The sequence below is a fragment of the Acinetobacter sp. S40 genome (assembly GCF_016624705.1).
Classification (GTDB): Bacteria; Pseudomonadota; Gammaproteobacteria; order Pseudomonadales; family Moraxellaceae; genus Acinetobacter.
Genome location: NZ_JACVTU010000003.1, coordinates 207,831 through 228,673, shown reverse-complemented (window position 1 = coordinate 228,673; position 20,843 = coordinate 207,831). Strand labels below are relative to the sequence as shown.

Annotated in this window: 21 protein-coding genes and 1 riboswitch; of the genes, 11 read left to right on the top strand and 10 right to left on the bottom strand. The window is 37.9% G+C overall.

Features of this window, described 5'->3' with window-relative positions; all coding sequences use genetic code 11:
- Positions 1–64 precede the first annotated feature (64 nt).
- From IAE19_RS06130 to IAE19_RS06105, 6 genes are all read left to right on the top strand, one after another.
- Positions 65–358: a hypothetical protein gene (locus tag IAE19_RS06130; protein WP_200460055.1), complete on the top strand. Its 294-nt coding sequence runs from the start codon at positions 65–67 to the stop codon at positions 356–358.
- Between the two features lie 3 nt (positions 359–361).
- Complete coding sequence (locus tag IAE19_RS06125) at positions 362–1,921, top strand: PepSY-associated TM helix domain-containing protein (protein ID WP_200460054.1); 1,560 nt, start codon at positions 362–364, stop codon at positions 1,919–1,921.
- Entirely contained in the window at positions 1,918–2,235 is a 318-nt protein-coding gene (locus tag IAE19_RS06120) for a DUF1634 domain-containing protein (RefSeq protein WP_200460053.1), read from the top strand. Before IAE19_RS06125 ends, IAE19_RS06120 begins: the two co-directional genes overlap by 4 nt.
- A 141-nt stretch (positions 2,236–2,376) precedes the next feature.
- The gene (locus IAE19_RS06115) at positions 2,377–3,258 is read left to right on the top strand and encodes a sulfite exporter TauE/SafE family protein (protein WP_200460281.1); all 882 of its coding nucleotides are present in this window, start codon (positions 2,377–2,379) and stop codon (positions 3,256–3,258) included.
- A gap of 126 nt (positions 3,259–3,384) precedes the next feature.
- The gene (locus IAE19_RS06110) at positions 3,385–4,476 is read left to right on the top strand and encodes a 3-deoxy-7-phosphoheptulonate synthase (protein ID WP_200460052.1); all 1,092 of its coding nucleotides are present in this window, start codon (positions 3,385–3,387) and stop codon (positions 4,474–4,476) included.
- 213 nt (positions 4,477–4,689) lie between these two features.
- Positions 4,690–5,214, top strand: coding sequence for a protein tyrosine phosphatase family protein (locus IAE19_RS06105; protein ID WP_200460051.1), 525 nt, complete (start codon positions 4,690–4,692; stop codon positions 5,212–5,214).
- Here the strand turns inward: IAE19_RS06105 and ispF are convergent.
- Positions 5,202–5,693 carry a 2-C-methyl-D-erythritol 2,4-cyclodiphosphate synthase gene (gene ispF, locus IAE19_RS06100; protein ID WP_200460050.1) on the bottom strand — a complete coding sequence of 164 codons (492 nt, stop codon included), beginning with the start codon at positions 5,691–5,693 and terminating at the stop codon, positions 5,202–5,204. The two genes, IAE19_RS06105 and ispF, sit on opposite strands and share 13 nt — an antisense overlap.
- A 95-nt stretch (positions 5,694–5,788) precedes the next feature.
- Between ispF and IAE19_RS06095 the strand changes: the two genes are divergently transcribed.
- Positions 5,789–6,442 (top strand): hypothetical protein, encoded by a 654-nt coding sequence (locus IAE19_RS06095; RefSeq protein ID WP_200460049.1) that lies wholly within the window; start codon positions 5,789–5,791, stop codon positions 6,440–6,442.
- Between the two features lie 47 nt (positions 6,443–6,489).
- Here IAE19_RS06095 and IAE19_RS06090 read toward each other — a convergent pair whose 3' ends face one another.
- A complete protein-coding gene (locus IAE19_RS06090; protein ID WP_200460048.1) occupies positions 6,490–7,734 on the bottom strand; it encodes a D-amino acid dehydrogenase in 1,245 nt (414 codons plus the stop codon).
- Between the two features lie 146 nt (positions 7,735–7,880).
- Positions 7,881–7,968: riboswitch (glycine riboswitch) on the bottom strand.
- A 124-nt stretch (positions 7,969–8,092) separates the two neighbouring features.
- Entirely contained in the window at positions 8,093–9,625 is a 1,533-nt protein-coding gene (locus IAE19_RS06085; protein WP_200460047.1) for a TerC family protein, read from the bottom strand.
- Positions 9,626–10,121: 496 nt separating this feature from the next.
- Here IAE19_RS06085 and IAE19_RS06080 point away from each other — a divergent pair, with 496 nt between their 5' ends.
- Positions 10,122–10,586 carry a MarR family winged helix-turn-helix transcriptional regulator gene (locus IAE19_RS06080; RefSeq protein WP_200460046.1) on the top strand — a complete coding sequence of 155 codons (465 nt, stop codon included), beginning with the start codon at positions 10,122–10,124 and terminating at the stop codon, positions 10,584–10,586.
- Here IAE19_RS06080 and IAE19_RS06075 read toward each other — a convergent pair.
- Entirely contained in the window at positions 10,583–11,242 is a 660-nt protein-coding gene (locus IAE19_RS06075; protein ID WP_200460280.1) for an SOS response-associated peptidase, read from the bottom strand. The genes IAE19_RS06080 and IAE19_RS06075 overlap by 4 nt on opposite strands.
- Positions 11,243–11,452: 210 nt before the next feature.
- Between IAE19_RS06075 and IAE19_RS06070 the strand changes: the two genes are divergently transcribed.
- Complete coding sequence (locus IAE19_RS06070) at positions 11,453–11,860, top strand: RcnB family protein (RefSeq protein WP_200460045.1); 408 nt, start codon at positions 11,453–11,455, stop codon at positions 11,858–11,860.
- Positions 11,861–11,928: 68 nt separating this feature from the next.
- Here the strand turns inward: IAE19_RS06070 and IAE19_RS06065 are convergent, their stop codons facing one another.
- The 3 genes from IAE19_RS06065 to IAE19_RS06055 all read right to left on the bottom strand — a co-directional run bounded on the left by IAE19_RS06065 (position 11,929) and on the right by IAE19_RS06055 (position 16,704).
- Entirely contained in the window at positions 11,929–14,094 is a 2,166-nt protein-coding gene (locus IAE19_RS06065; protein WP_200460044.1) for a malate synthase G, read from the bottom strand.
- Positions 14,095–14,461: 367 nt separating this feature from the next.
- A complete protein-coding gene (gene zapE / locus IAE19_RS06060) occupies positions 14,462–15,607 on the bottom strand; it encodes a cell division protein ZapE (RefSeq protein ID WP_200460043.1) in 1,146 nt (381 codons plus the stop codon).
- Positions 15,608–15,693: 86 nt separating this feature from the next.
- The gene (locus tag IAE19_RS06055; protein WP_200460042.1) at positions 15,694–16,704 is read right to left on the bottom strand and encodes an AraC family transcriptional regulator; all 1,011 of its coding nucleotides are present in this window, start codon (positions 16,702–16,704) and stop codon (positions 15,694–15,696) included.
- A gap of 155 nt (positions 16,705–16,859) precedes the next feature.
- Between IAE19_RS06055 and IAE19_RS06050 the strand changes: the two genes are divergently transcribed.
- Together IAE19_RS06050 and IAE19_RS06045 are read left to right on the top strand one after the other, a co-directional pair.
- Positions 16,860–18,380, top strand: a complete 1,521-nt coding sequence (locus IAE19_RS06050) for a flavin-containing monooxygenase (protein WP_200460041.1) — start codon at positions 16,860–16,862, stop codon at positions 18,378–18,380.
- Between the two features lie 46 nt (positions 18,381–18,426).
- Complete coding sequence (locus IAE19_RS06045) at positions 18,427–19,335, top strand: lysine exporter LysO family protein (RefSeq protein WP_200460040.1); 909 nt, start codon at positions 18,427–18,429, stop codon at positions 19,333–19,335.
- On the opposite strand, the gene pyrF is transcribed toward IAE19_RS06045, so the two are convergent.
- The 3 genes from pyrF to IAE19_RS06030 are packed head-to-tail and all read right to left on the bottom strand — an operon-like array spanning position 19,332 to position 20,744.
- Complete coding sequence (gene pyrF, locus IAE19_RS06040) at positions 19,332–20,015, bottom strand: orotidine-5'-phosphate decarboxylase (protein ID WP_200460039.1); 684 nt, start codon at positions 20,013–20,015, stop codon at positions 19,332–19,334. The genes IAE19_RS06045 and pyrF overlap by 4 nt on opposite strands.
- Positions 20,016–20,048: 33 nt before the next feature.
- The gene (locus tag IAE19_RS06035) at positions 20,049–20,414 is read right to left on the bottom strand and encodes a lipopolysaccharide assembly protein LapA domain-containing protein (RefSeq protein ID WP_200460038.1); all 366 of its coding nucleotides are present in this window, start codon (positions 20,412–20,414) and stop codon (positions 20,049–20,051) included.
- Positions 20,415–20,438: 24 nt separating this feature from the next.
- Positions 20,439–20,744 carry an integration host factor subunit beta gene (locus IAE19_RS06030; protein WP_200460037.1) on the bottom strand — a complete coding sequence of 102 codons (306 nt, stop codon included), beginning with the start codon at positions 20,742–20,744 and terminating at the stop codon, positions 20,439–20,441.
- Positions 20,745–20,843: the final 99 nt, after the last annotated feature.

Sequence of the window (20,843 nt, the reverse complement as noted above, 5' to 3'; positions counted from 1 at the left end):
AATCGATTAAGCCAAGTCTTGAGCACAAGGCTTGGCTTAAGTATTTTAAAAGAAGCAAGCCAATATGAGTAAAACACATTCTCTTTCTATAGCTTACAGATTTGCGGTGTTCTATCGCTTCGTTATTGCCTTTATTGTCGGTTTTATTTGCACTGCATTCTTAAGTGTTGCTTTAAGTTATTTATTTCACCTGACATTTCCCAAAGCTGAATCTGTTTATCTAGCGGCATTTTGCGCTATTTTATTTTATGCTTTATTTGTCATCTTGGCATTTTGTGTTCAATCCCTGCTAAAACTTACAATCTATAGCATTGTGATTTCTGGTATTTGTGTTTTTTTGACGATAGGACTGGGTTAAATCATGCATAAGAGTATTCGTCAGTCGATGGCATGGTTACACTCTTGGACAGGTTTACTGTTAGGGTGGTTGCTGTTTGCCATTTTTATTATGGGCACGGCTTCTTATTATCGCCATGAAGTTAATTTGTGGATGCAACCCAAACTCGCCCAATACGATGTAAATCAGGAAACTGCCATTAAAACGGCTTATCAATATTTACAAGAACATGCAACTGGTGCGAAAAGCTGGTATATCGGCGTTGCCTCCAAGCAATCCCCTGTCACCAATATCTATTGGCAAAAAACAGAAGGTGGCTATGAAAGCAAAACACTGGATGCAAATACTGGTAAGGAATTAAGTCTTTCCGCGACACAAGGCGGCGATTTCTTTTATACATTCCATTACCAACTGTTTGGTTTTCCAGTCATGATTGGTCGCATAATTGTTTGTATCGCCGCATTTATTATGTTTATTGCGCTTATTTCAGGCATTATTACTCATAAAAAAATTATTACTGACTTCTTTACTCTACGTACATTTAAATCCCAGCGTTCATGGCTGGATTTTCATAATGTTTCCTCCGTGATTGCGTTGCCATTTTTCTTAATGATCACCTTTACTGGGCTTGCTATTTTCTTTTATATCTATTTGCCTTGGGGAATCCAAAAACTATATCCTGAAGATCGCTTTCAGTTTTTTAAAGAAATTCGTACTCAGGTGGTAGATAACAAAACACCCGTAAAAGAAATGCAGAATTTACCTCTTGAAGTCTTGCTGGCAAAAGCACAAACTCAATGGGGAAATAAGGAAATTGACTCGATTACAGCAGACAAACCCAATACCAATCAGGCGCAGATTACCATTAGTCAGGCCGAAGATCATACCATTACGGGTAATAAACCACAGATTACATTTGACGCAACCACAGGAAAGCAACTCGCTGCCACCCGAAATGATAGTTCCATCGCCACATTGAGTTTTGGGGTTTATGGTCTACATATGGCCACTTTCGCTCAACCCCTCTTACGCCTTGCTTTCTTCTTTTCAGGCATTTTAGGCTGCTTTATGATTGCATCAGGTCTTTTACTGTGGAGTTTAAAACGCCAGATACAAAATAAAAGCGACACCTTTCATTTTGGACATTATCTTGTTGATCGACTTAACGTTTCGACTTTTGTGGGCTTACCTATTGCAATGCTGGCTTATATGTACAGCAATCGTTTTGTCGAGCTAAAATCGGATATGCCTAACTATGAAATTTATACTTTTTTCATGATCTGGTTACTCAGTTTTATACTTGCGTTAGCGACTAAAAAACAATGGTTATGGCGTTCACAGCTCAGTGTTTTTGTGCTTGTCGCAATTGCATTGCCATTTTTCAATCTTGTTTATCTTATCCAAAATAGTTTAATTTCAGACATTAGAAGTTATTGGTTATTTTTTAGAGTCGATATTTTCTTTCTTCTTTTTGCAGGTCTTGGTTATTTTATTCTCAAGAATATTCATCCTATTCAAACCAAATCCAGAGAAAAACTTGAAAAGAAGCTGCGCGTCACTAATACCGAGGTAAATGCCTCATGAGTATTATTTTTGGCATCGTTTTGATTGTAATGGGAATGTATATTTTATATGTTCTGAGCAGCAAACAATTAGAAAAAACCAAGAAATCTAAACTTCAATTTCTTGCCCATAATGTCAAAATTATGCGTATTTTTGCATTTATTCTCTTTTTGATTGCTGGACTTTTTTTTATTGCGGCTTATGGTTCCTCAATCGGATTTATAAGTTGGTGGATTTTTGCGACACCTTTAGTTTTTGGCATCATATTGTATATCAATGATTTAAAACCTAAAGCTGACAATCGACATAAGCCCTCTAGATCCCATAGAGTATAGATTAAACGTGTCTTTTTTTATTTGCGTAACGCTAAAGACTTCTTTAGCGTTTTTTTGCATAAGCAAAGCATTATTATTCACAATCCTTTATCTCAAAAAGTCATAAGATATGCAGGTTTTTTATAATTGGCTGATTTGTTAATGTTTGGTCCTTTTGAGTTTATATTAGCAGGCGTATTAGTTGGCTTTTGTGTCGGTATTACGGGCGTTGGTGGGGGATCTTTGATGACCCCAATTTTGATCAGTTTATTTAGAATTGAACCTCATATTGCGATTGGTACAGATCTACTCTATGCCGCTATTTCCAAGTTTTGCGGTTCTCTAGTACATGCCAAAAAACTCAATATTGTGTGGCCCATCGTGCTTTGGCTAGCAATAGGCAGTATTCCAGCGTCTTTTGCTACAGCGTGGGTACTTGAACATTATTTAAGCCAATCCTCTCATTACAAAATGGTATTAACCATGGTTCTGGGTTTCATGTTAACTCTAACGGGTATTTCCATTATTTTTCGTGCCACTATTGAAAAGTTTTTTATGAGCTTGCGTAAAAAACAGGAAAAAGTAGATCACATTCCGCAGGACAATATTTCTGAGACTAAACGTGTCTACATTGTGATTATGGGAATTATTTTAGGTGTTTTTGTCACCTTGTCGTCTGTGGGTGCAGGTGCTTTTGGCATTATGGCACTGATTATCATGTTTCCTAATCTACCTATGATTCGGATCATTGGCTCGGACGTTGTACATGCAGTACTTTTGACTTTTGTGGCGGGCTTAAGTCATATGAGCGCAGGTAATGTCGATTTCCACCTATTGATGTGGTTATTAGTCGGTTCAATTCCAGCTATTGTAATTGGAACTTTAATTAGTTCACGCTTACCAGAGAAAATTATCCGTAAAGTATTGGGTATAACCCTATTTGCACTTGGTGTGAACTTTATTATTCACCCTGTCAAAGCTAAACCTGTTGAAAAGCCAGCCATCACTCAAACCATTTCTGATGAAAAAACAACCACAAAATAAGCTATCTAACGGATTAATCGTTTTTTTTAAATGATTAATTCGTTGCAAATATAGTCAGATATCTCTTATTTCATGGTATATTCATTCAACAGATACCCCTAAGCAATAATCGAATCAGTGACAGCAATGAATACTCTACAGTCTAATCCAGTCTCTCAACCAGATATCGACGACGTTAATATTAAAAGCATCCATCCTCTTGTAACACCAGCAGAATTAAAGTCTGAATTGCCATTGACTGAAGATGCTTATCAAACCGTTCTCAAAGGTCGTGAAACCATTCGTAATATTCTTGATGGTACAGACAAGCGTGTTTTTGTTGTGATTGGCCCTTGTTCTATTCATGACCCGAAAGCGGCCCATGAATATGCTGATCGTTTAAAAGCTTTAAGTGAAAAAGTAAAAGATTCTCTTTATATTGTCATGCGTGTTTATTTTGAAAAACCGCGTACCACTGTTGGTTGGAAAGGTCTGATTAATGACCCAGATATGAACGATTCTTTTAATATCGAAAAAGGTCTACGTATTGGTCGTAAACTATTACTTGAGTTAAACCAAAAGGGTCTGCCATGTGCTACTGAAGCACTTGATCCAAACTCACCACAATATTATCAGGATTTGATTTCTTGGTCTGCCATTGGCGCACGTACGACCGAAAGCCAGACACACCGTGAAATGTCCTCTGGTTTATCGTCTCCTGTAGGATTTAAAAATGGTACAGATGGCGGCCTAACTGTGGCAACCAACGCGATGCAATCGGTTAAACATGGCCATAGTTTCCTTGGTTTAAATGAAAATGGGCAAGTTTCTGTCATTCGTACCAGTGGAAACCCATACGCTCACGTGGTATTACGTGGTGGTAACGGAAAACCAAATTATGATGCTGGCTCTGTAGCTGAAGCTGAAGCTGCTTTAGCCAAAGCCAAGGTCAGCAATAAAATCATGATTGATGCCAGTCATGCTAACTCAAATAAAGATCCTTACTTACAACCCTTGGTATTACGCAATGTCGTTGAACAAATTGCTGAGGGTAATAAGTCTATTGTAGGTGTAATGGTAGAAAGCCACTTAAAAGGTGGTCGTCAGGATATTCCTGACAACTTAGCTGATTTGGAATATGGTCAATCTGTGACCGATGGCTGTATCGATTGGGAAACTACAGAACAAACATTGCTTGAAATGCATGAAAAGCTTAAAGACGTGTTAGCCCAACGCTAAGCACTACGTTCATAAAATAAAAAACCCTTATTAAATAAGGGTTTTTTATTCTCAGGAAAGGTTTTAGCTAGAAAAAATTGAGCATTCACGTTTTCTTCTCAGAATCCAGTAGATTTTATAGGGAATTTAAAGCTAAGATGGATAGGCAGATCTGTCTTCTTTGCAATTAGGCACAACAGCTTTATCATATTCTAACGATACATTAGTATTCTTATGACCACTTTAGAACAATCCCTCTCAGAAATTCTGAACTTTTCCCCTGTACATGAACATCTATTGAGTTCAGGACAACCTACAGCCACTCAATTACAACATATTAAAGAATATGGTTGCAGTACCGTGATTAACCTTGCATTGAATGATGCAGATCCGCATCTTGAGAATGAAGACCGAATCTGTCTTGAGCTTGGATTAAACTACATCCATCTACCTATTTTATGGGAGATGCCAGCATGCGATCAGAGTCTATTGGTTCTTGATTTAGTCGATCATTTGGTTAGCAATGAAATTGTCTGGATACATTGCGCAAAGAATTACCGTGTAAGCTGCTTAATGGCACTTTATCGGCAATACTTCATGGGAATGGATATTGGATCAGCTCAGGAAATATTGCATCAAATCTGGGAACCGAATGAAACATGGACAGGGTTAATGCACAGTGTTGCCTTACAACTTCAGGGTCGCATGGCAACACAAGATTTGCAACAATCGTTAATTGATCCAAATCAATTCACTTGATGTGTCACCAATACTGTTGCCGTTGAGAGAATCCCCTCCTGACGGCCTGTGAAACCTAATTTTTCTGTCGTTGTCGCTTTAATACTAATCTGGGTAATATCCAGTTCTAAGACATCTGCAATGCTCTGACGCATTTCCAAATTGTATTTTGCAAGTTTAGGCCGTTCACAAGCCACAGTAATATCGGCATTATTTAAAACATAACCACGATCCAAAATGAGCTGATAAACCTGTTTAAGCAACACACGGCTATCTGCCCCCTTAAACTCAGGATCTGTATCTGGAAAATGCTGACCAATATCACCCAAAGCCAAAGCGCCCAGTAAAGCATCTGATAAGGCATGTAATACCACATCTCCATCAGAATGAGCCTTTAAACCATGCGTATGAGGAATTTGAATGCCTGCTAAAGTCACATGATTTCCATCTTCAAAAGCATGAACATCCATACCCTGACCGATGCGAATTGGTAATATCATTTAGTTTCCTTTATAAAACAAATCACACAGCTTGTATTCTGGCTTTTGGTTTCGCTATAGTACGTCTAGCCACTGAAATGGAAGTATAAGCGATCATGACGTTTCGTACAGATAGATTTCCTTTAAAAAACGTAGTTTGTGCATTCACGATCAGTTTTTGCTTTTCCTCAGCCTATGCGACAGATCAATTTAACTGTACCAAAAGCAAGTCTTCATTTATTAACAAAAAAATTTGTTCTGAAAGTTTTCATGAAACCCGTCATGAATTAAATAATAAATTTTTAGTTGCCTATCTAGTGTCAGATGCACCGATTAAACTTTTATACGATACACATTCACTTTGGTTCAATCGTTTGCAACAATGTAAAACCCAAAATTGTATTGAGCAGCAATTTTCAATACGTGAAGATGATCTTAATTTTTATACCTCTTTAAACCAGAGCTTGACCCAACATTTCTTAAAATTTGAGCAGGGTAAAATTGCCAGCCAACCAATTCATTTGCAAGTTCATCAGCTAACTAAAGACAAAATTAAAATTGAAGGTATTGCCTATCGTAATCCAAACAATCGTACAGATAGTCAAACCATTCCCTTTTTAGCCTATACTGCCCCTGATAAAAAAGATCAGATTTTTGACAATGAACATGATTGTAAATATAGCTTTAACTTTCAAAAAAGCATTTTAGTGGTGAAGACAGAACAGAAAGGTTGTGAACGTTTTAGTGGTATTTATCGCCTTTATGATTAAAAATGAGGAGAATGTCCCCTCACTTAATCGATACAACCGTTGTAAAATTAGGCAGATAATTTCATGGCGATTTCTTGACTGATGATAGACGCTGTCGCAGTTGAAAGTGTCCAGCCTAGGTGACCATGTCCAGTATTATAAAAAACCCGTGGATGCTTTCCTTGTTTAATCACAGGCATCATATTGGGCATCATCGGTCTAAGACCAGCCCAGGGAACAGCATGTTCTGTTGATATATCAAAGTTTGCATTGACCCAGTTAATAAGTGGCTGAATACGGTCTGCACGGATATCACGATTGTAACCATTAAATTCAGCCGTTCCTGCTACACGAAAACGGTCTTCGCCTAAACGTGAGGTAACAATTTTGGCACTTTCATCCAGTAGGCTAACCCAAGGTGCATTTTTAATGCTTTTCTGATCCTTTAAATGTACTGTGATCGAGTAACCTTTCACGGGATAGACATTGACACGATCACCCAACATATCTGCAAGTTGATAACTGCCAACACCACCACATATTAAAATGGCATCTGCTTCTAAAGTAATCGGCTGATCTTTGGGACTAATCATATTTTCTGAACTTGGCTGGCAGGAAACTATCACTTTATTTTCCAATAGTTGTACATGATGCATATCAAGTCCAAAACGGTATTTAACTCCATATTTTTTGGTTTTTTCAGCTAGTCCAATCGTAAATTTATGAATATCGCCAGTCGCATCATCTGGCGTGTAATAACCCCCAAAATAATCACCTGAAAGTGTAGGTTCAATATGCTTAATTTCATCGGGGGTTACCGCATGACGTACCAACGTCCCTCTACACAACATGTCATTTACACTTTTGGCAACGCTATAATCTGCCTCGGTATGATAAATATGTAAAATTCCACGTTTTTCCAGATTAAAATCGATCTCTTCTTTTTCGGCTATTTCAAAAAGGCGTTTACGGGCCAATAAAGCCAAACGTACAGTTTCAATTGTATTGCTTTCATAATGTTTAATACTGGTCAGAAATTCAAATAACCAGCTATATTTATGAACGTCAAAAGAAGGATTGAGCAATAATGGGGCATCTTTTTTAGACATCCATTTCATGCCTTTAAGGATCGTCGATTTTTGATTCCAAACCTCTGCATTACAGGCAGACAACTGTCCACCGTTAGCAAATGAAGTTTCCATCGCTGGAAATAAATGCCGATCGATCACCGTGACGTCATAACCTAATAAAGCTAGTTCATAAGCAGAAGTGACACCGGTGATTCCCGAACCCACTACAATAACATGAGACATATAAGCTCCCTGAAATGAAAATTCATTTCAAAAAATGCCCCATCTGTCTATGTACCTGAGAGCTTCGGTTTTTCAATAATTCCTATTAATTATTTTAACCATCCCCTTCGGTGAGTATTTTTATAATACTTCTCTCCAGATTAATGCCGATTATTACAGTCCTTTTGCCTGAGAGTTTCCGGGGTCGTTGCTCCTTCGGCGTGTTCACAGGAACATCTCTCCTGCAATAATTCATATTGTTATAAAAGCAATGTACATGCCAGTTTTAAAAAATCCAATTTTATTTTGTAGTGATATGAAAAACCTCATCTATTTTCCACAGATGAGGCTTATTTAAAATTAAAATTTTACGAGAATGTTAATCATCAATTGGGTAAGTAATCTTTACCGTCCTGATTCTGTTTTCATCCATCTCTAGCACTTCAAAACGAATGCCTTCATGTTCGATGGTTGTTCCAACCTGTACGATCTCATGAGACTTATCCATGATCAGGCCAGAAACACTGATATATTCACCGTCTTCAGGCATTAATTCAATCATGCCAAGCTCAAGCTCAAGCTGATACAAATCTAAAAGCCCAGTTGCCTGCCATGTCCGCTCATCAATTTTCACCAATTCTGGTTGTTCGTCAGCATCTGGAAATTCCCCAGCAATTGCTTCAAATACATCTAGGGGCGAGATAAGACCTTGTACTGTGCCAAATTCATCACTGACCAAAACCAGTGAACCTTTAGACGAACGTAAAGTATTAATCGCATCAATGACCTTCATTCGTTCAAAAATAAAAATGGGTCGTTGACGTTTAAGCAATACTTTTACATTATCGGGATGATCGAGCGCATCGATTAAATCTTTAGCACGAGCAACTGTAATGACTTTATCCAGACTACCGCGACATACAGGGAATAAACTGTGTGGTACGGATAATATTTGCTGGCGAATTTGTTCAGGATCATCATCAAGGTTGACCCATGAAATCTGTGAACGTGGCGTCATAATCGAAGTCACATTACGTTCAGCAAGTGTGAGCACCCCACCAATCATGTATCGCTCGTCATTGACAAATAAAGCGTGAGATTCTGAGCTTTCATCAACAGCGGCAATTCTGTCTTTTTCACCCATCATCTTAAAAATAGCATTGGCTGTACGATGACGTAATGGAATCTTTGACTGATTCTTTTCCACATTACGCTGTGAAAACTGGTTAAAGGCTTCAATAAGGATCGCAATACCGATACCCGAATAGATATAACCTTTTGGAATATGAAAACCCATTCCCTCGGCAATCAGACTAACCCCAATTAAGAGCAGGAAACTCAAACACAAAATCACAACGGTTGGATGTCTATTAACAAACGCAGTCAATGGTTTAGACGCAATTAACATGACAATGACGGCAATGGTCACTGCGGTCATCATGACATAGATATTATCCACCATACCGATGGCGGTAATTACAGAGTCTAATGAGAAGACAGCATCAAGTACGATAATTTGTGCAACAACAGCCCAGAAACTAGCATAAGCCACTGAGGAAGCAGTTTTAATTTCCGGCTTACCTTCCATCTTTTCATGTAGTTCGGTCACGGCTTTATAGACTAGAAATAATCCTCCAAATAAAAGAATTAGATCTCGTCCCGAGAATGTCATTCCTGCAACTTCAACTAAAGGTTTAGTCAGTGTAACTAACCATGAAATAACAGAAAGAAGTGCCAAGCGCATAATAAGCGCAAGGGATAAACCAATAACACGCGCTTTATCGCGTTGCTCAGGAGGAAGTTTATCTGCCAAAATGGCAATAAAAACAAGATTATCAATCCCTAGAACAATTTCTAATACAATAAGGGTAAGTAACCCCACCCAAATACTTGGATCTAATAAAAATTCCATATTTAGATCCCCTCAAATACTTGGGAAACAATCAGTAAACAAGACCTATACGGCGATGGATCCATTCAGGGATACCTTTTCAATGAACATAATTTATTATGCATAACTTTTTCCACTTGTAATTATTTTTTTGTATATTTAGCCAATTTTTTAAGTTTTTATTAAGTTTTGATAATTCTATATACTTTTATATGAAAAAAAGTAAAGCAGACAATTCTTTTATCTAATAATTTAACCAAATACAACACACAATTAAATCAAAAGGTGAACTTGATAAATTTTATTAAAATATGATTACTTTACAGAAAGATAAAGACTCATATAAATTATTATATAAACCCTGTGCAGTTCACATTGTATTGGCAAAAAATTTAAAAATATAAATTTCTTGCCAACTCCGTCACAAAATACTATGATTAAATCGATAACACAATTACTTTAGAACAATACCGTATAGCAACAATAATTACGTATCAACCAACTTGGGAATTCTGAAATGAGTAAAAAATATACACGGTTTTTACCTACCGCAGAGTCTTTCGATTTTAATGAGTTTCCATATTACTGGATCTCACAAGTTCATGCTCGTTATGTCCTCAATATTGACAATGTCCTGAAAAAATATGGTTTGGATAATTCTCGCCGTAGAATTCTGTTAGCGTTGGATTCAAAACCTAAAGCCAGTGTTTCTGATTTGTCAGAAATGATCATCTCAAAAATGTCGACGACCACCAAAATCGTTTACCGATTAAAAGATGAAGGTCTCGTCAACACGTTTTCCTGTCCTGAAGATGCTCGTATTACTCGAGTAGAGCTGACAGAAAAAGGGAAAGAAATGATTTTCAAAATTAATGATATTACGAGCGTGGTGTTAGAACAATCTTTTGATGGCTTAACTCCACTGCAGCTTGAAAAAACCATTGAAAGCCTAAAAGTTCTCTATAAAAATCTATCACATTAGTCAAAAAAGTTTAACTGAGGTGATACTTTTGGAGTGAGCTGGCGCGGTACATGCTCACATTCAAATTCGTCAGTTGGAAAACCCTCCACAAAGCTGTGTATGTCGGGTGTTGTTAGATCCAGCCATTCATGCAGACGTTCATGAGGAATGACGATTACCGAGCGTTTTACATCACCTGGTTCATGAAATTCTTTCATCATCGGATGGTCAATCGCGTCCATAGTTAGCATAGACGCTGAACGAACAATGTCGCCATCTATTCGGCAGATTTCATAAATAGCGGCAATGAAAAAAGCCTGTCCATCTTTACGACGTACACACCAGCGCTGTGGCTTTCCATCAATATATTTAGCTTCATAAAACTCAGTTACAGGGATAACTCCAAAATTACATTTACTAGCAGCTTCAAAAAAACTTGAACGCTGTAACAGTGTTTCACTTCGCGCGTTGTAAGTCTTTTTAGCTACAGATAAGTCAGTGGCCCATTTAGGGACCAAACCGAACAAAACCTGTCGCCACTCCAGCCCCTTTTCTGATTTAAAAAGCAAAGGAATAGGATAACTTGGATAGGCTTCTTCAACGTATTCAAATGAGATTGGAGGCAATCCCAAAGCATGCAGTTGGTGAATAGTCAAAGGTTTAAAATTAGCACACATATCTGAGTTAGAAAGATCCACCATTTTTCATCATGCTTATAGCATAACATTGCTTCGTAGATTTAACATACAGATTTACCCGTTCCAAACTTAATCAAACTAGTTCTATATAAAAGATCTTAAAATATAGTGATTTGCAACATTTACTCCACTTTTTATGCTTATTTTGTATTTATAGTGGAGGTATACATTTAGTTGAAGGAAAAAATAATGAAATTAACAAAAACTGCTCTTGTGGGTTTAGTCACTTTCTCAATCGTGGGAACCACTTTTGCAGCGCCCCCAATTGATAATGATCACCGTCCAAATGCTCCTCATCAGGAACAACGCCCAAACACTCAAAAGCCAAATCAAAACTCACATCAAAATCAGCCTCCTCGTTACCAACAAGATCGTCAAGCTTATCGCTCAGACATGCCACGTCCTCATCAGAATTGGAACAAAGGTGATCGCGTTCCACAACAATACCGTGGTAAACCTTATTATGTAAATGATTGGCGCTCACGAGAACTTCCTGCACCGCCATCTGGCCATCGTTGGTTAAGAATCAATGGAGATTATGTGCTTGTAGCTATTGCAACAGGAGTTATTAGTCAAATTCTTTTGGGTGGTCATTAATCTCCAACCAAAATAAATTATAAAAAAACCGTTCAATATTGAACGGTTTTTTGTTTCAAGCGATCAGATTAATCACCTGTATAGCCTTTTAGTTTTAAACGAGCTGCGTGTAGCAAAGGCTCAGTATAACCAGAAGGTTGTTCCGCACCTTTAAAGATGAGATCAGAAGCAGCTTTAAATGCAATATCATTAACAAACTTTGGTGCCATTGGCGTGTATTCTGGATCATGTGCATTTTGACCATCAACCACTTTGGCCATACGCTCCAAAACTTCCTCCACTTGTTCTTTAGTCACAATACCGTGACGTAACCAGTTCGCAACATGTTGCGATGAAATACGCAGTGTAGCACGGTCTTCCATCAATCCAACGTCATTAATATCTGGAACTTTAGAACAGCCCACACCTAAGTCTACCCAACGAACCACGTAACCTAAAATACCTTGGCAATTGTTTTCAAGCTCTCTGGTAATTTCGTCTGCGGTCCAATCTGTATTTTCAGCCAAAGGCGGAGTCAGCAAATCATCAAGTGGTAAAGCTTGAGCATTTAATAACTCTTTTTGACGTTCAGACACATTGCATTGATGATAATGAATCGCGTGAATAACCGCACCTGATGGAGATGGAACCCATGCACAGCTTGCGCCTGCTTCTGGATGTTCAATTTTGGTTTTGTACATATCAAGCAACATATCTGGTTTTGGCCACATGCCTTTACCGATTTGTGCTTTACCACGTAGACCTGTTTGTAAACCAATCATTACATTACGGTTTTCGTATGCAGGGAACCATTTTTGGCCTTTAATTTCGCCTTTACGAACGAATGCGCCAGCTTCCATAAAGGTATGAATTTCATCACCTGTACGATCCATAAAGCCAGTATTAATAAAGATAGTACGATCTTTCGCCTGAGCAATACAATTTTTCAGGTTAACAGAAGTACGACGCTCTTCATCCATGATACCGACTTTAAGCGATTTAGCGGGTAAGCCAAGTGCTTGCTCTACACGTTCAAAAAGTTCAACCGTAAAGGCAACTTCTTCTGGACCATGCATTTTTGGCTTCACGATATACATGGAGCCTTTACGTGAGTTCTTTAATGTATTTTCACCACGAATATCTGGAATCGAGAGTAAAGGTGTTACTAAAGCATCCATGATGCCTTCATAAATTTCTTTACCATCCACTAAAATCGCAGGATTTGTCATCAAATGACCCACGTTACGAAGAAGCATCAGTGAACGACCATGTAAGGTAGTGGTACCGCCGATCAGGTTTTTCACAGTTCGGTCTTCGCTGAGTTTACGAGTAACCGTTTTGCCATTTTTCTCAATAGATTCAGTTAGATCCCCCTTCATGAGACCTAACCAGTTGCGGTAACCTTCAACTTTTTCTTCAGCATCTACAGCCGCAACAGAGTCTTCCAAATCCTGAATCGTCGTCACTGCAGCTTCAAGAACTAAATCTTTGACACCAGCAGCATCTGTTTTACCAATCGGACTATTTGCATCAATTTCAATAATAACGTGTAAGCCATTATTCAATAAAACGATTTCAGAAGGATGCGCTTCTTCACCGTTATACCCCACAAATGCCGACTCTTGTTTTAATTTAGTTTGAGAGCCATCTTTTAGCGTCACAACTAGCACTTTATTTTCAACCGTATATTTGGTTGCATCAGCATGTGAGCCTTGTACTAGAGGGAATGTTTGATCAAGGAAATTTTTAGCAAATGCAATTACTTTTTCGCCGCGGACAGGATTATAGCCCTTGCCTTTTTCTGCACCATCCGTTTCTGGAATCACATCGAATCCATAAAGCGCATCATACAAAGAACCCCAACGCGCATTGGCAGCATTTAGGCTATAACGTGCATTACGCACTGGCACAACCAATTGAGCGCCTGCAAGTAATGCAATTTCTTCGTCTACATTTTCCGTGGTGATCTGGAAATCCTCTACTTCTGGTAATAAGTAGCCAATTTCTTTAAGGAAAGCTTTGTAAGCTTCTAATTCAAATTTATTATTACGGTGCCACTCGTCAATTTTAGCCTGTAACTCATCACGCTTTGCTAAAAGCGTCGTGTTTTTAGGACTAAGATCAACAACGACTTGCTCAAAGTTTTTCCAGTAAGTTTCACTATCTAAACCTGAAACGGGTAAAGCTTCATTTTCGATAAAGTCGTAAAGTTCTTTAGCAATCGCTAACTTGCCTTTTTGAATACGTGCCGTCATTGTCTTTCCTGATGTTGCTACTTTTTATAACAAGAGCTTCAAGTATACTGATTTATACTTTGCTGAATAGTAATATCACGCTGCTAAATAACAAGCATTTCAAAAACAAACTATCTCGTTTTTAGTTTTCTAACAGGGTTAAACATCCGATTCAGCAATATGAGTGCTCAATTACAGTTTATAAAATTTTAAAAATGTCGAAATTAGACTAAAGTTCAGCCCAGTCTATTCGACTCCTTTTTCATAATGAACCATAGTTATAACAAAAAAATATGGCATTGAAAGCATAGGCTCAAAGAAATTTGTACATTCTTTTTATAATGATTTTAAGCTAAATAAAAAGGCGTTCATTTTGAACGCCTTTAGGTTAGTTATTCTCTAAGGTTTGATGAATTTGGCGATGCTCAGAATGTAAATATTCATCAGACTGCATCTCCAGTAACCGAGATCGTGTTCGTTCTATTTCAAAAGCTAACTTTTCACCCTGATACAAATCGATGATAGAATCCTGTGATGTTAGAAGCAGCTTCACTCCACGATCATAAAACTCATCGACTAAATAAATAAAACGACGAACTCCTTCAGATAAAGTATCCGTTAAATGCGGTACATTACTCACCAACACTGTATTGTATAAGTTTGCAATTTCAATAAAGTCAGCAGGACTACGTGGTTTAAAGCACAATTCTGAAAACTCACACCATAATACGTCTTCGGTATGCCCTAAAGTCTCTACTACACGATTGTTAATGGTAATAGATTCATCAGAATAACTTTGTGTCTGAGTAATTGCTTTGAAACGCTGTGCCATCCAGATTTTGGTATCGTCTGTCAGTGGATGCTTAAATAATTGCGCTTGTTTCAATACACGTAAACGATAATCTACGCCTGCATCCACATTCAAAACCATACAATTCTTTTTCACCAGTTCAATCGCGGGTAAGAAACGATCACGGTGGATACCGTTTTTGTATAAGCCATCGGGTGCAATATTAGAAGTTGCAATTAAGGTAATGCCACGTGCAAACAACTTTTGGAATAAGTCACTTAAAATCATCGCATCCGTGACGTTGGAAACAAAAAACTCATCAAAGCAGATAACGACAGCATCTTTATAAATTTGATCAGCAACTAAATCTAGTGGATTACGCTGCCCAGATAAGCGGTTTAGCTCACGATGCACATGCTGCATGAAATGGTGAAAGTGCATACGAGTTTTACGGCGAAAGGGAACCGAATCAAAAAATTGATCCATTAACCATGTTTTACCACGCCCTACACCTCCCCACATATAGACGCCACGTGGTGCAGTTTGGCGACGAAAACGACGAAATGCTTTTTTAGACGCTTTATAGCGGCTAATTAAATCCTGCCAAACTCGTTCTAACTCATGTACAGCCAGTGCCTGAGCTTCGTCTGGCATAAATTGTCCTGAAGATAACGCTTGTGCATAACGCTCTGCCGGAGATAAGGGAGTAAATGCTGTACCGTGAGGAGAGTTAAAGTTTGCCATATTATTTAAGTGCTTTCAGTATTGTGAGAAAAGTATATCGAACATTGGATGATTTAAAGTAAAACTTTAGGCTATAGCAATCTCAGCTATTTTCCATACTGTCTTGGACTTTGCCCAAACCAGCGTTTGAATGCGTGATTAAATGCAGCAGGCTCTGAGTAACCGAGTAATTCTGCAATGACTTCAATTGAATATTCCTTATATTCCATAAGCTTTAAGGCCTTATTTTTAATTAACTGCTCACGAATTTGTTTATAACTCGTATTCAGTTGTTGCAATTGATGTCTCAGGGTCCGTTCTGGAATATGTAATGCAATTGCAGTTTCCGCCATGGTAGGAATAACGCCCTGTTGTAGTTCAAGATAATCATGTACTCGTTGCACTAGATCAGATTCCTGCGTTTGTTCATCATTTAAACGCTTAATTTCATCCAGACATTTTACTTCATATACACGATGTGTGATTAAATCCGCAGATGGGATTTTTACATCTAAAACCGTTTCATTCAAACTAAAAACTGCATGATCTGCATTAAAATGCAAATTATTGCCATAATAATGCTGATACTGCGCTAGCATATTTAAATTTTGTGGTTGGGGAAATGGCAAATCCACTCGAATTTCAGGAGCATCCAATCCCATCATTCTATAAATATCTAAAATAAATTTATAGGTTCCTGATATTTCACACTGCGCTCTTAATAATCCCATTTCTGTATTTAAATCAATAGGAGAATAAATTAAAGAAGCGTCACCATCCTGCTGAGTCAAACTTAATTTGCCAAACAAATGCGTGAGACTTTGATATTGAATACCTTTATATATCGCATTACAAATGGTATCGGCAGTGACCAATAACATCAACAACGGACCATAACCCGCTAGTGCGTAATGCTGTCCGATATATAATCCCTGCTCAGAAGGTACATCTTGACTGATAATATGCTGAATATCCCACTCCAGACTATCATGAATGATAGAGTTAGGATTTAATGCATCCACTCGTATCCCAATATTGGCTAGGCGTGTATCCACATCAATACCAGAATTACGCATTCCTTGTATTAAATACATGAGTCCAAGTATTGATCGCTTCATTATTCCGTCTGTTTTTCCATTACTTCGTTTTTGTACTACAAAGCTGTTTAAAAATTAATTGCCGATTCTATCAATTTTTATGTCGTTGCAATCATGTTTGCTTGAATAAAAATTGATTAATCTTGTGTTCATTGTTTAAACACAGGATAAAGATCATGCATGAGTCAACAATAAATGCGATTCAAAAAACTAAAATAGCAATTATTGGTGCTGGATTTGGTGGCTTAGCGATGGCTATTCGCTTGCTCCAACATAATATCCATGATTTTGTTATTTTAGAAAAAGCCAGTGATGTGGGAGGAACCTGGCGTGAAAACCAATATCCAGGTGCGGCCTGTGACGTACAATCACATATGTATTCTCTTTCATTTGCACCTAAAACAGACTGGTCAAAACGCTATGCCGAAGCTGGTGAAATTTTTTCCTATATTCAGGATATTACTGAGCAATTTCAACTTAAAAAATATTGCCAATTTGGATATGAAGTCACACGCGCTGTGTACGATGAACACCGTTTTGCCTGGACCCTTTCTTTTAAAGAACATGCTCCCCTTGAAGCACAATTTGTAATTTTTGCTTCTGGACCCTTACATGTTCCACAGATCCCTCATATAAAAGGCATTGAAAACTTTAAGGGCAAAGTGTTTCATTCATCGCATTGGGATCATCAATATGATTTAACCGACAAAAATATCGCCTCAATTGGTACAGGTGGGAGTGCCATTCAATACATTCCTGAAATTGCCAAACAAGTAAAACAACTCTATGTGTTTCAACGCACGGCAGCTTGGGTGATTCCACGTGATGAACGTCCCTACTCAGGTTTAAGTAAATTATTATTTAAACAGTCTGATATATTTCGCAAGATTCATCGTGCACGATTGTATTGGAGCAATGAATCCCGTGTAGTACCCATTGTGCAACCCCAAATAATGAAATACGGCCAAAAATTGGCGGAGAGTTTTATTCGATTTCAAGTCAAAGACAAAAACATCGCAAAGAAACTTACACCTGATTATGTGATGGGCTGTAAACGAATATTAATTTCTAATAAGTATTTTCCAACGTTTAACCGTAAAAACGTAGAATTAATTACAAATGGCATTTCAGAGTTAACCGAAAATGGTATCAAGACCAAAGATGGTCAGGAACGCAAAATTGATTGCCTCATTTACGGCACAGGCTTTATTACTGATCCTCGTATTTACTTGAAACACTTTGACTGTATCGGAACGAACAAACAAGAGCTCAAACAAGTGTGGAAAGATGCACCTGAAAGTTACTATGGGATGAGTACCAAAGGTTTTCCAAATCTATTTCAATTACTTGGCCCAAATACAGTTTTAGGACATAACTCCGTTATTTTTATGATTGAATCACAAGTGAATTATATTCTTCAAATGATTCAATTGGTGGATAAAACCCAGACTCTGGCTGCCGAAGTTAAAACTGAAGTACAGGATCAGTACAATGCCGAAGTACAGCAAAAACTAGCAGGCACAGTTTGGCAAGCCGGTGGATGTGCTAGTTGGTATCAGGCTGCCGACGGTAAAAACTTCGCTTTATGGCCAACTTATACTTGGAAATATTGGTTAGAGACCCGCAAAGTTAATCCTTCTGACTATGTGTTTCTAGGGCAAAGCAACACAAAAGATAAAAAACGGCTTGCTGCCTAATCTTTTATCTTCATAATAAGTAGGTTGAATCCAATCTACTTATTTTATGCAATCCCTTGTTCTAATTTTCCAAATTTTTATTGCTATTAGCTTAGGTTATTTCATTGCCCCAAAGTTAAATTTATCAGTTCGCCAGTTTATATTTAAAACACTGCCCTATTTTTCCTATTTACTTTTAATTGGTGTTGCTTTTGAATTCGCACAAGCGTTAGTGCACCTTGAGCATCCAGACCGAATTTTGCCTACGGCGCTTTTAATCGCATTTTCCACCTCAATTACGTCCTTCTTTGTGTGTTTAGTTGCCTACAAATTCTTGGATAAAGACAGTGTTCAAGGCAATATTTCTCTACATTTATTTCTAAATGCACTTAAAAATATAAGTTATGCCTTTATTGCACTTGGTTTTGGCGCCATGTTAGGATTTATTGTTCATCACTTTCAAATCAATGTCACTTTCAATAGTTGGTATTTACTTTTAATTTTTATTGGATTTATCGGCACTGAACTTGCCTATACTCATTTTGATCGTTCATGGGTCAGCTGGAAAATTCTGATTGTACCTGTTGCTGCCATATTGGGTTCGCTTATTGCAGCAATTTTCTGTTTCGCGCTATTAACGGGCTATACTTTGAATGAAGTCATTGCTCTATCGCAAGGCTATGGCTGGTATTCTATGTCAGGTATCTTATTTACTAAACTTCATTCAACAGAACTTGGTGGAATTGCCTTATTAACTGATTTATTTAGAGAAATTTTTGCGATTCTTTTAATGTATTGTTTGGGCTGGCGTTTTCCACGCTCTGCAATTTCAAGCGCAGGTGCAACGTCTATGGATGTAACACTCGCAATGGTGAAACAATCGTGTGGCACACATTATGTACCACACGCGATGATGAGTGGAATTATCCTGAGTTTACTAGCCCCACTCCTCATCAGTTTCTTTTTAATGATTTAAGCCAAAGAAGCCAAAATACTTTTTAACATTTCATTTGGGTTTTCAGCTTTAGTAATGGGCCGACCAATGACCAAATGAGTTGCCCCATCCAACATCGCTTGTTTTGGTGTCACAATTCGTTTTTGATCATCTGCACTTGAACCCTCAGGACGAATACCCGGCGTCACTAAAGAAAATTCTGAACCCAATAATTGACGTAACATTTTGGCCTCTTGAGCAGAACATACCACCCCATCCAAACCACTATTTTTCGTCAATTGTGCTAAACGCTTTACCTGTTCAAAAGGTTCAATATCCAAACCAATATCACGTAAATCCTCTCTTTCCATTGAGGTTAGGACAGTGACGGCAATCAGTTGTGTTTGATAATTTCCTGCTTTTAAACGTTCTACACAAGTTTCCATCATCTTACGACCACCAGAAGCATGCACATTGACCATCCATACACCAAGATCAGCCGCAGCGCAAACTGCTTGTGCAGTCGTATTAGGGATATCATGGAATTTAAGATCTAGAAATAGTTCAAACCCACGATCTTGCAAAATTCTGACCGTTTGTGGACCATCATGAGTAAAAAGCTCTTTACCAACTTTCACACGACACAAAGCTGGATCAAGTTGATCAACAATTGCAAGGGCGTCTTTTTGGCTTTTGGCATCCAGGGCAACAATGATACTCAAGAGACTTTTCTTCCAGTAAAAATAAAGCCCATATTATAATGGGCTTTTATTTTCATTGTTAGTATTAACATCCAATACTGTTTTTTCATGTTTGGTATTGGCAGCAACTTGTGCAGCAGCGACTTGCGCCATTTGAATCTGTTCTTTACGAAGATAATCAATATCTTTCCTAAGACGCTTAATTTCCCAACCCTTTTGAATCACTTTAAATACTAATACGCCAAGCAATAGGCCAATTACAACACCTAAAACTACAGTAATCAGCAACAATAATCCCAGACGCATGGCTGGAACTTGAGTAAATAATAAATCAACCGGTAATTCTGTTGGATTTTGCAAAACCAATGCCAAAGAATAACCAAACAAAACAACAAGTAATGCGATAAGAATATAACGCATAATCACCTCAAATTTTCTTAATTGTTATTTTGCAACAACTTCATTTACAGCATCACGAAGTGCCTTACCTGGTTTAAAGTGAGGTACAGCTTTTGCAGCAACTTCTACAGATCTGCCCGTTTTAGGATTACGTCCTACACGAGGGTCACGGTGATGCAATGCAAAACTACCAAAACCACGAATTTCGATACGATTATCCGTCGATAAAGCTTCGATCATTTGATCAATCATGATCTTTACAGCTTCTTCTACCAAGGGTTCTGCCAAATGAGGATTCTTTAAAGCAATACGCTCAATTAAGTCAGATTTATTAAGTGCTTCAGTCGTCATTGATGACCTCTTTATTTCTTACTCGTTTTCAATGACTTTTATAATAACCTGTTTAAATACAAAACGGTAGCGCAGTACACCAATACTACGCTACCGTTT

Excerpts from the sequence above, each read along its gene's own strand:
- IAE19_RS06115 (WP_200460281.1), top strand. The coding sequence starts at position 2,377 with ATGTTTGGTCCTTTTGAGTTTATATTAGCAGGCGTATTAGTTGGCTTT.
- IAE19_RS06055 (WP_200460042.1), bottom strand. The coding sequence starts at position 16,704 with ATGAAGCGATCAATACTTGGACTCATGTATTTAATACAAGGAATGCGT.
- IAE19_RS06110 (WP_200460052.1), top strand. The coding sequence starts at position 3,385 with ATGAATACTCTACAGTCTAATCCAGTCTCTCAACCAGATATCGACGAC.
- IAE19_RS06095 (WP_200460049.1), top strand. The coding sequence starts at position 5,789 with ATGACGTTTCGTACAGATAGATTTCCTTTAAAAAACGTAGTTTGTGCA.
- IAE19_RS06070 (WP_200460045.1), top strand. The coding sequence starts at position 11,453 with ATGAAATTAACAAAAACTGCTCTTGTGGGTTTAGTCACTTTCTCAATC.
- IAE19_RS06065 (WP_200460044.1), bottom strand. The coding sequence starts at position 14,094 with ATGACGGCACGTATTCAAAAAGGCAAGTTAGCGATTGCTAAAGAACTT.
- IAE19_RS06130 (WP_200460055.1), top strand. The coding sequence starts at position 65 with ATGAGTAAAACACATTCTCTTTCTATAGCTTACAGATTTGCGGTGTTC.
- IAE19_RS06085 (WP_200460047.1), bottom strand. The coding sequence starts at position 9,625 with ATGGAATTTTTATTAGATCCAAGTATTTGGGTGGGGTTACTTACCCTT.
- IAE19_RS06035 (WP_200460038.1), bottom strand. The coding sequence starts at position 20,414 with ATGCGTTATATTCTTATCGCATTACTTGTTGTTTTGTTTGGTTATTCT.
- IAE19_RS06075 (WP_200460280.1), bottom strand. The coding sequence starts at position 11,242 with ATGTGTGCTAATTTTAAACCTTTGACTATTCACCAACTGCATGCTTTG.
- zapE (WP_200460043.1), bottom strand. The coding sequence starts at position 15,607 with ATGGCAAACTTTAACTCTCCTCACGGTACAGCATTTACTCCCTTATCT.
- IAE19_RS06050 (WP_200460041.1), top strand. The coding sequence starts at position 16,860 with ATGCATGAGTCAACAATAAATGCGATTCAAAAAACTAAAATAGCAATT.
- ispF (WP_200460050.1), bottom strand. The coding sequence starts at position 5,693 with ATGATATTACCAATTCGCATCGGTCAGGGTATGGATGTTCATGCTTTT.
- IAE19_RS06125 (WP_200460054.1), top strand. The coding sequence starts at position 362 with ATGCATAAGAGTATTCGTCAGTCGATGGCATGGTTACACTCTTGGACA.
- IAE19_RS06120 (WP_200460053.1), top strand. The coding sequence starts at position 1,918 with ATGAGTATTATTTTTGGCATCGTTTTGATTGTAATGGGAATGTATATT.
- IAE19_RS06090 (WP_200460048.1), bottom strand. The coding sequence starts at position 7,734 with ATGTCTCATGTTATTGTAGTGGGTTCGGGAATCACCGGTGTCACTTCT.
- IAE19_RS06045 (WP_200460040.1), top strand. The coding sequence starts at position 18,427 with ATGCAATCCCTTGTTCTAATTTTCCAAATTTTTATTGCTATTAGCTTA.
- IAE19_RS06080 (WP_200460046.1), top strand. The coding sequence starts at position 10,122 with ATGAGTAAAAAATATACACGGTTTTTACCTACCGCAGAGTCTTTCGAT.
- IAE19_RS06030 (WP_200460037.1), bottom strand. The coding sequence starts at position 20,744 with ATGACGACTGAAGCACTTAATAAATCTGACTTAATTGAGCGTATTGCT.
- IAE19_RS06105 (WP_200460051.1), top strand. The coding sequence starts at position 4,690 with ATGACCACTTTAGAACAATCCCTCTCAGAAATTCTGAACTTTTCCCCT.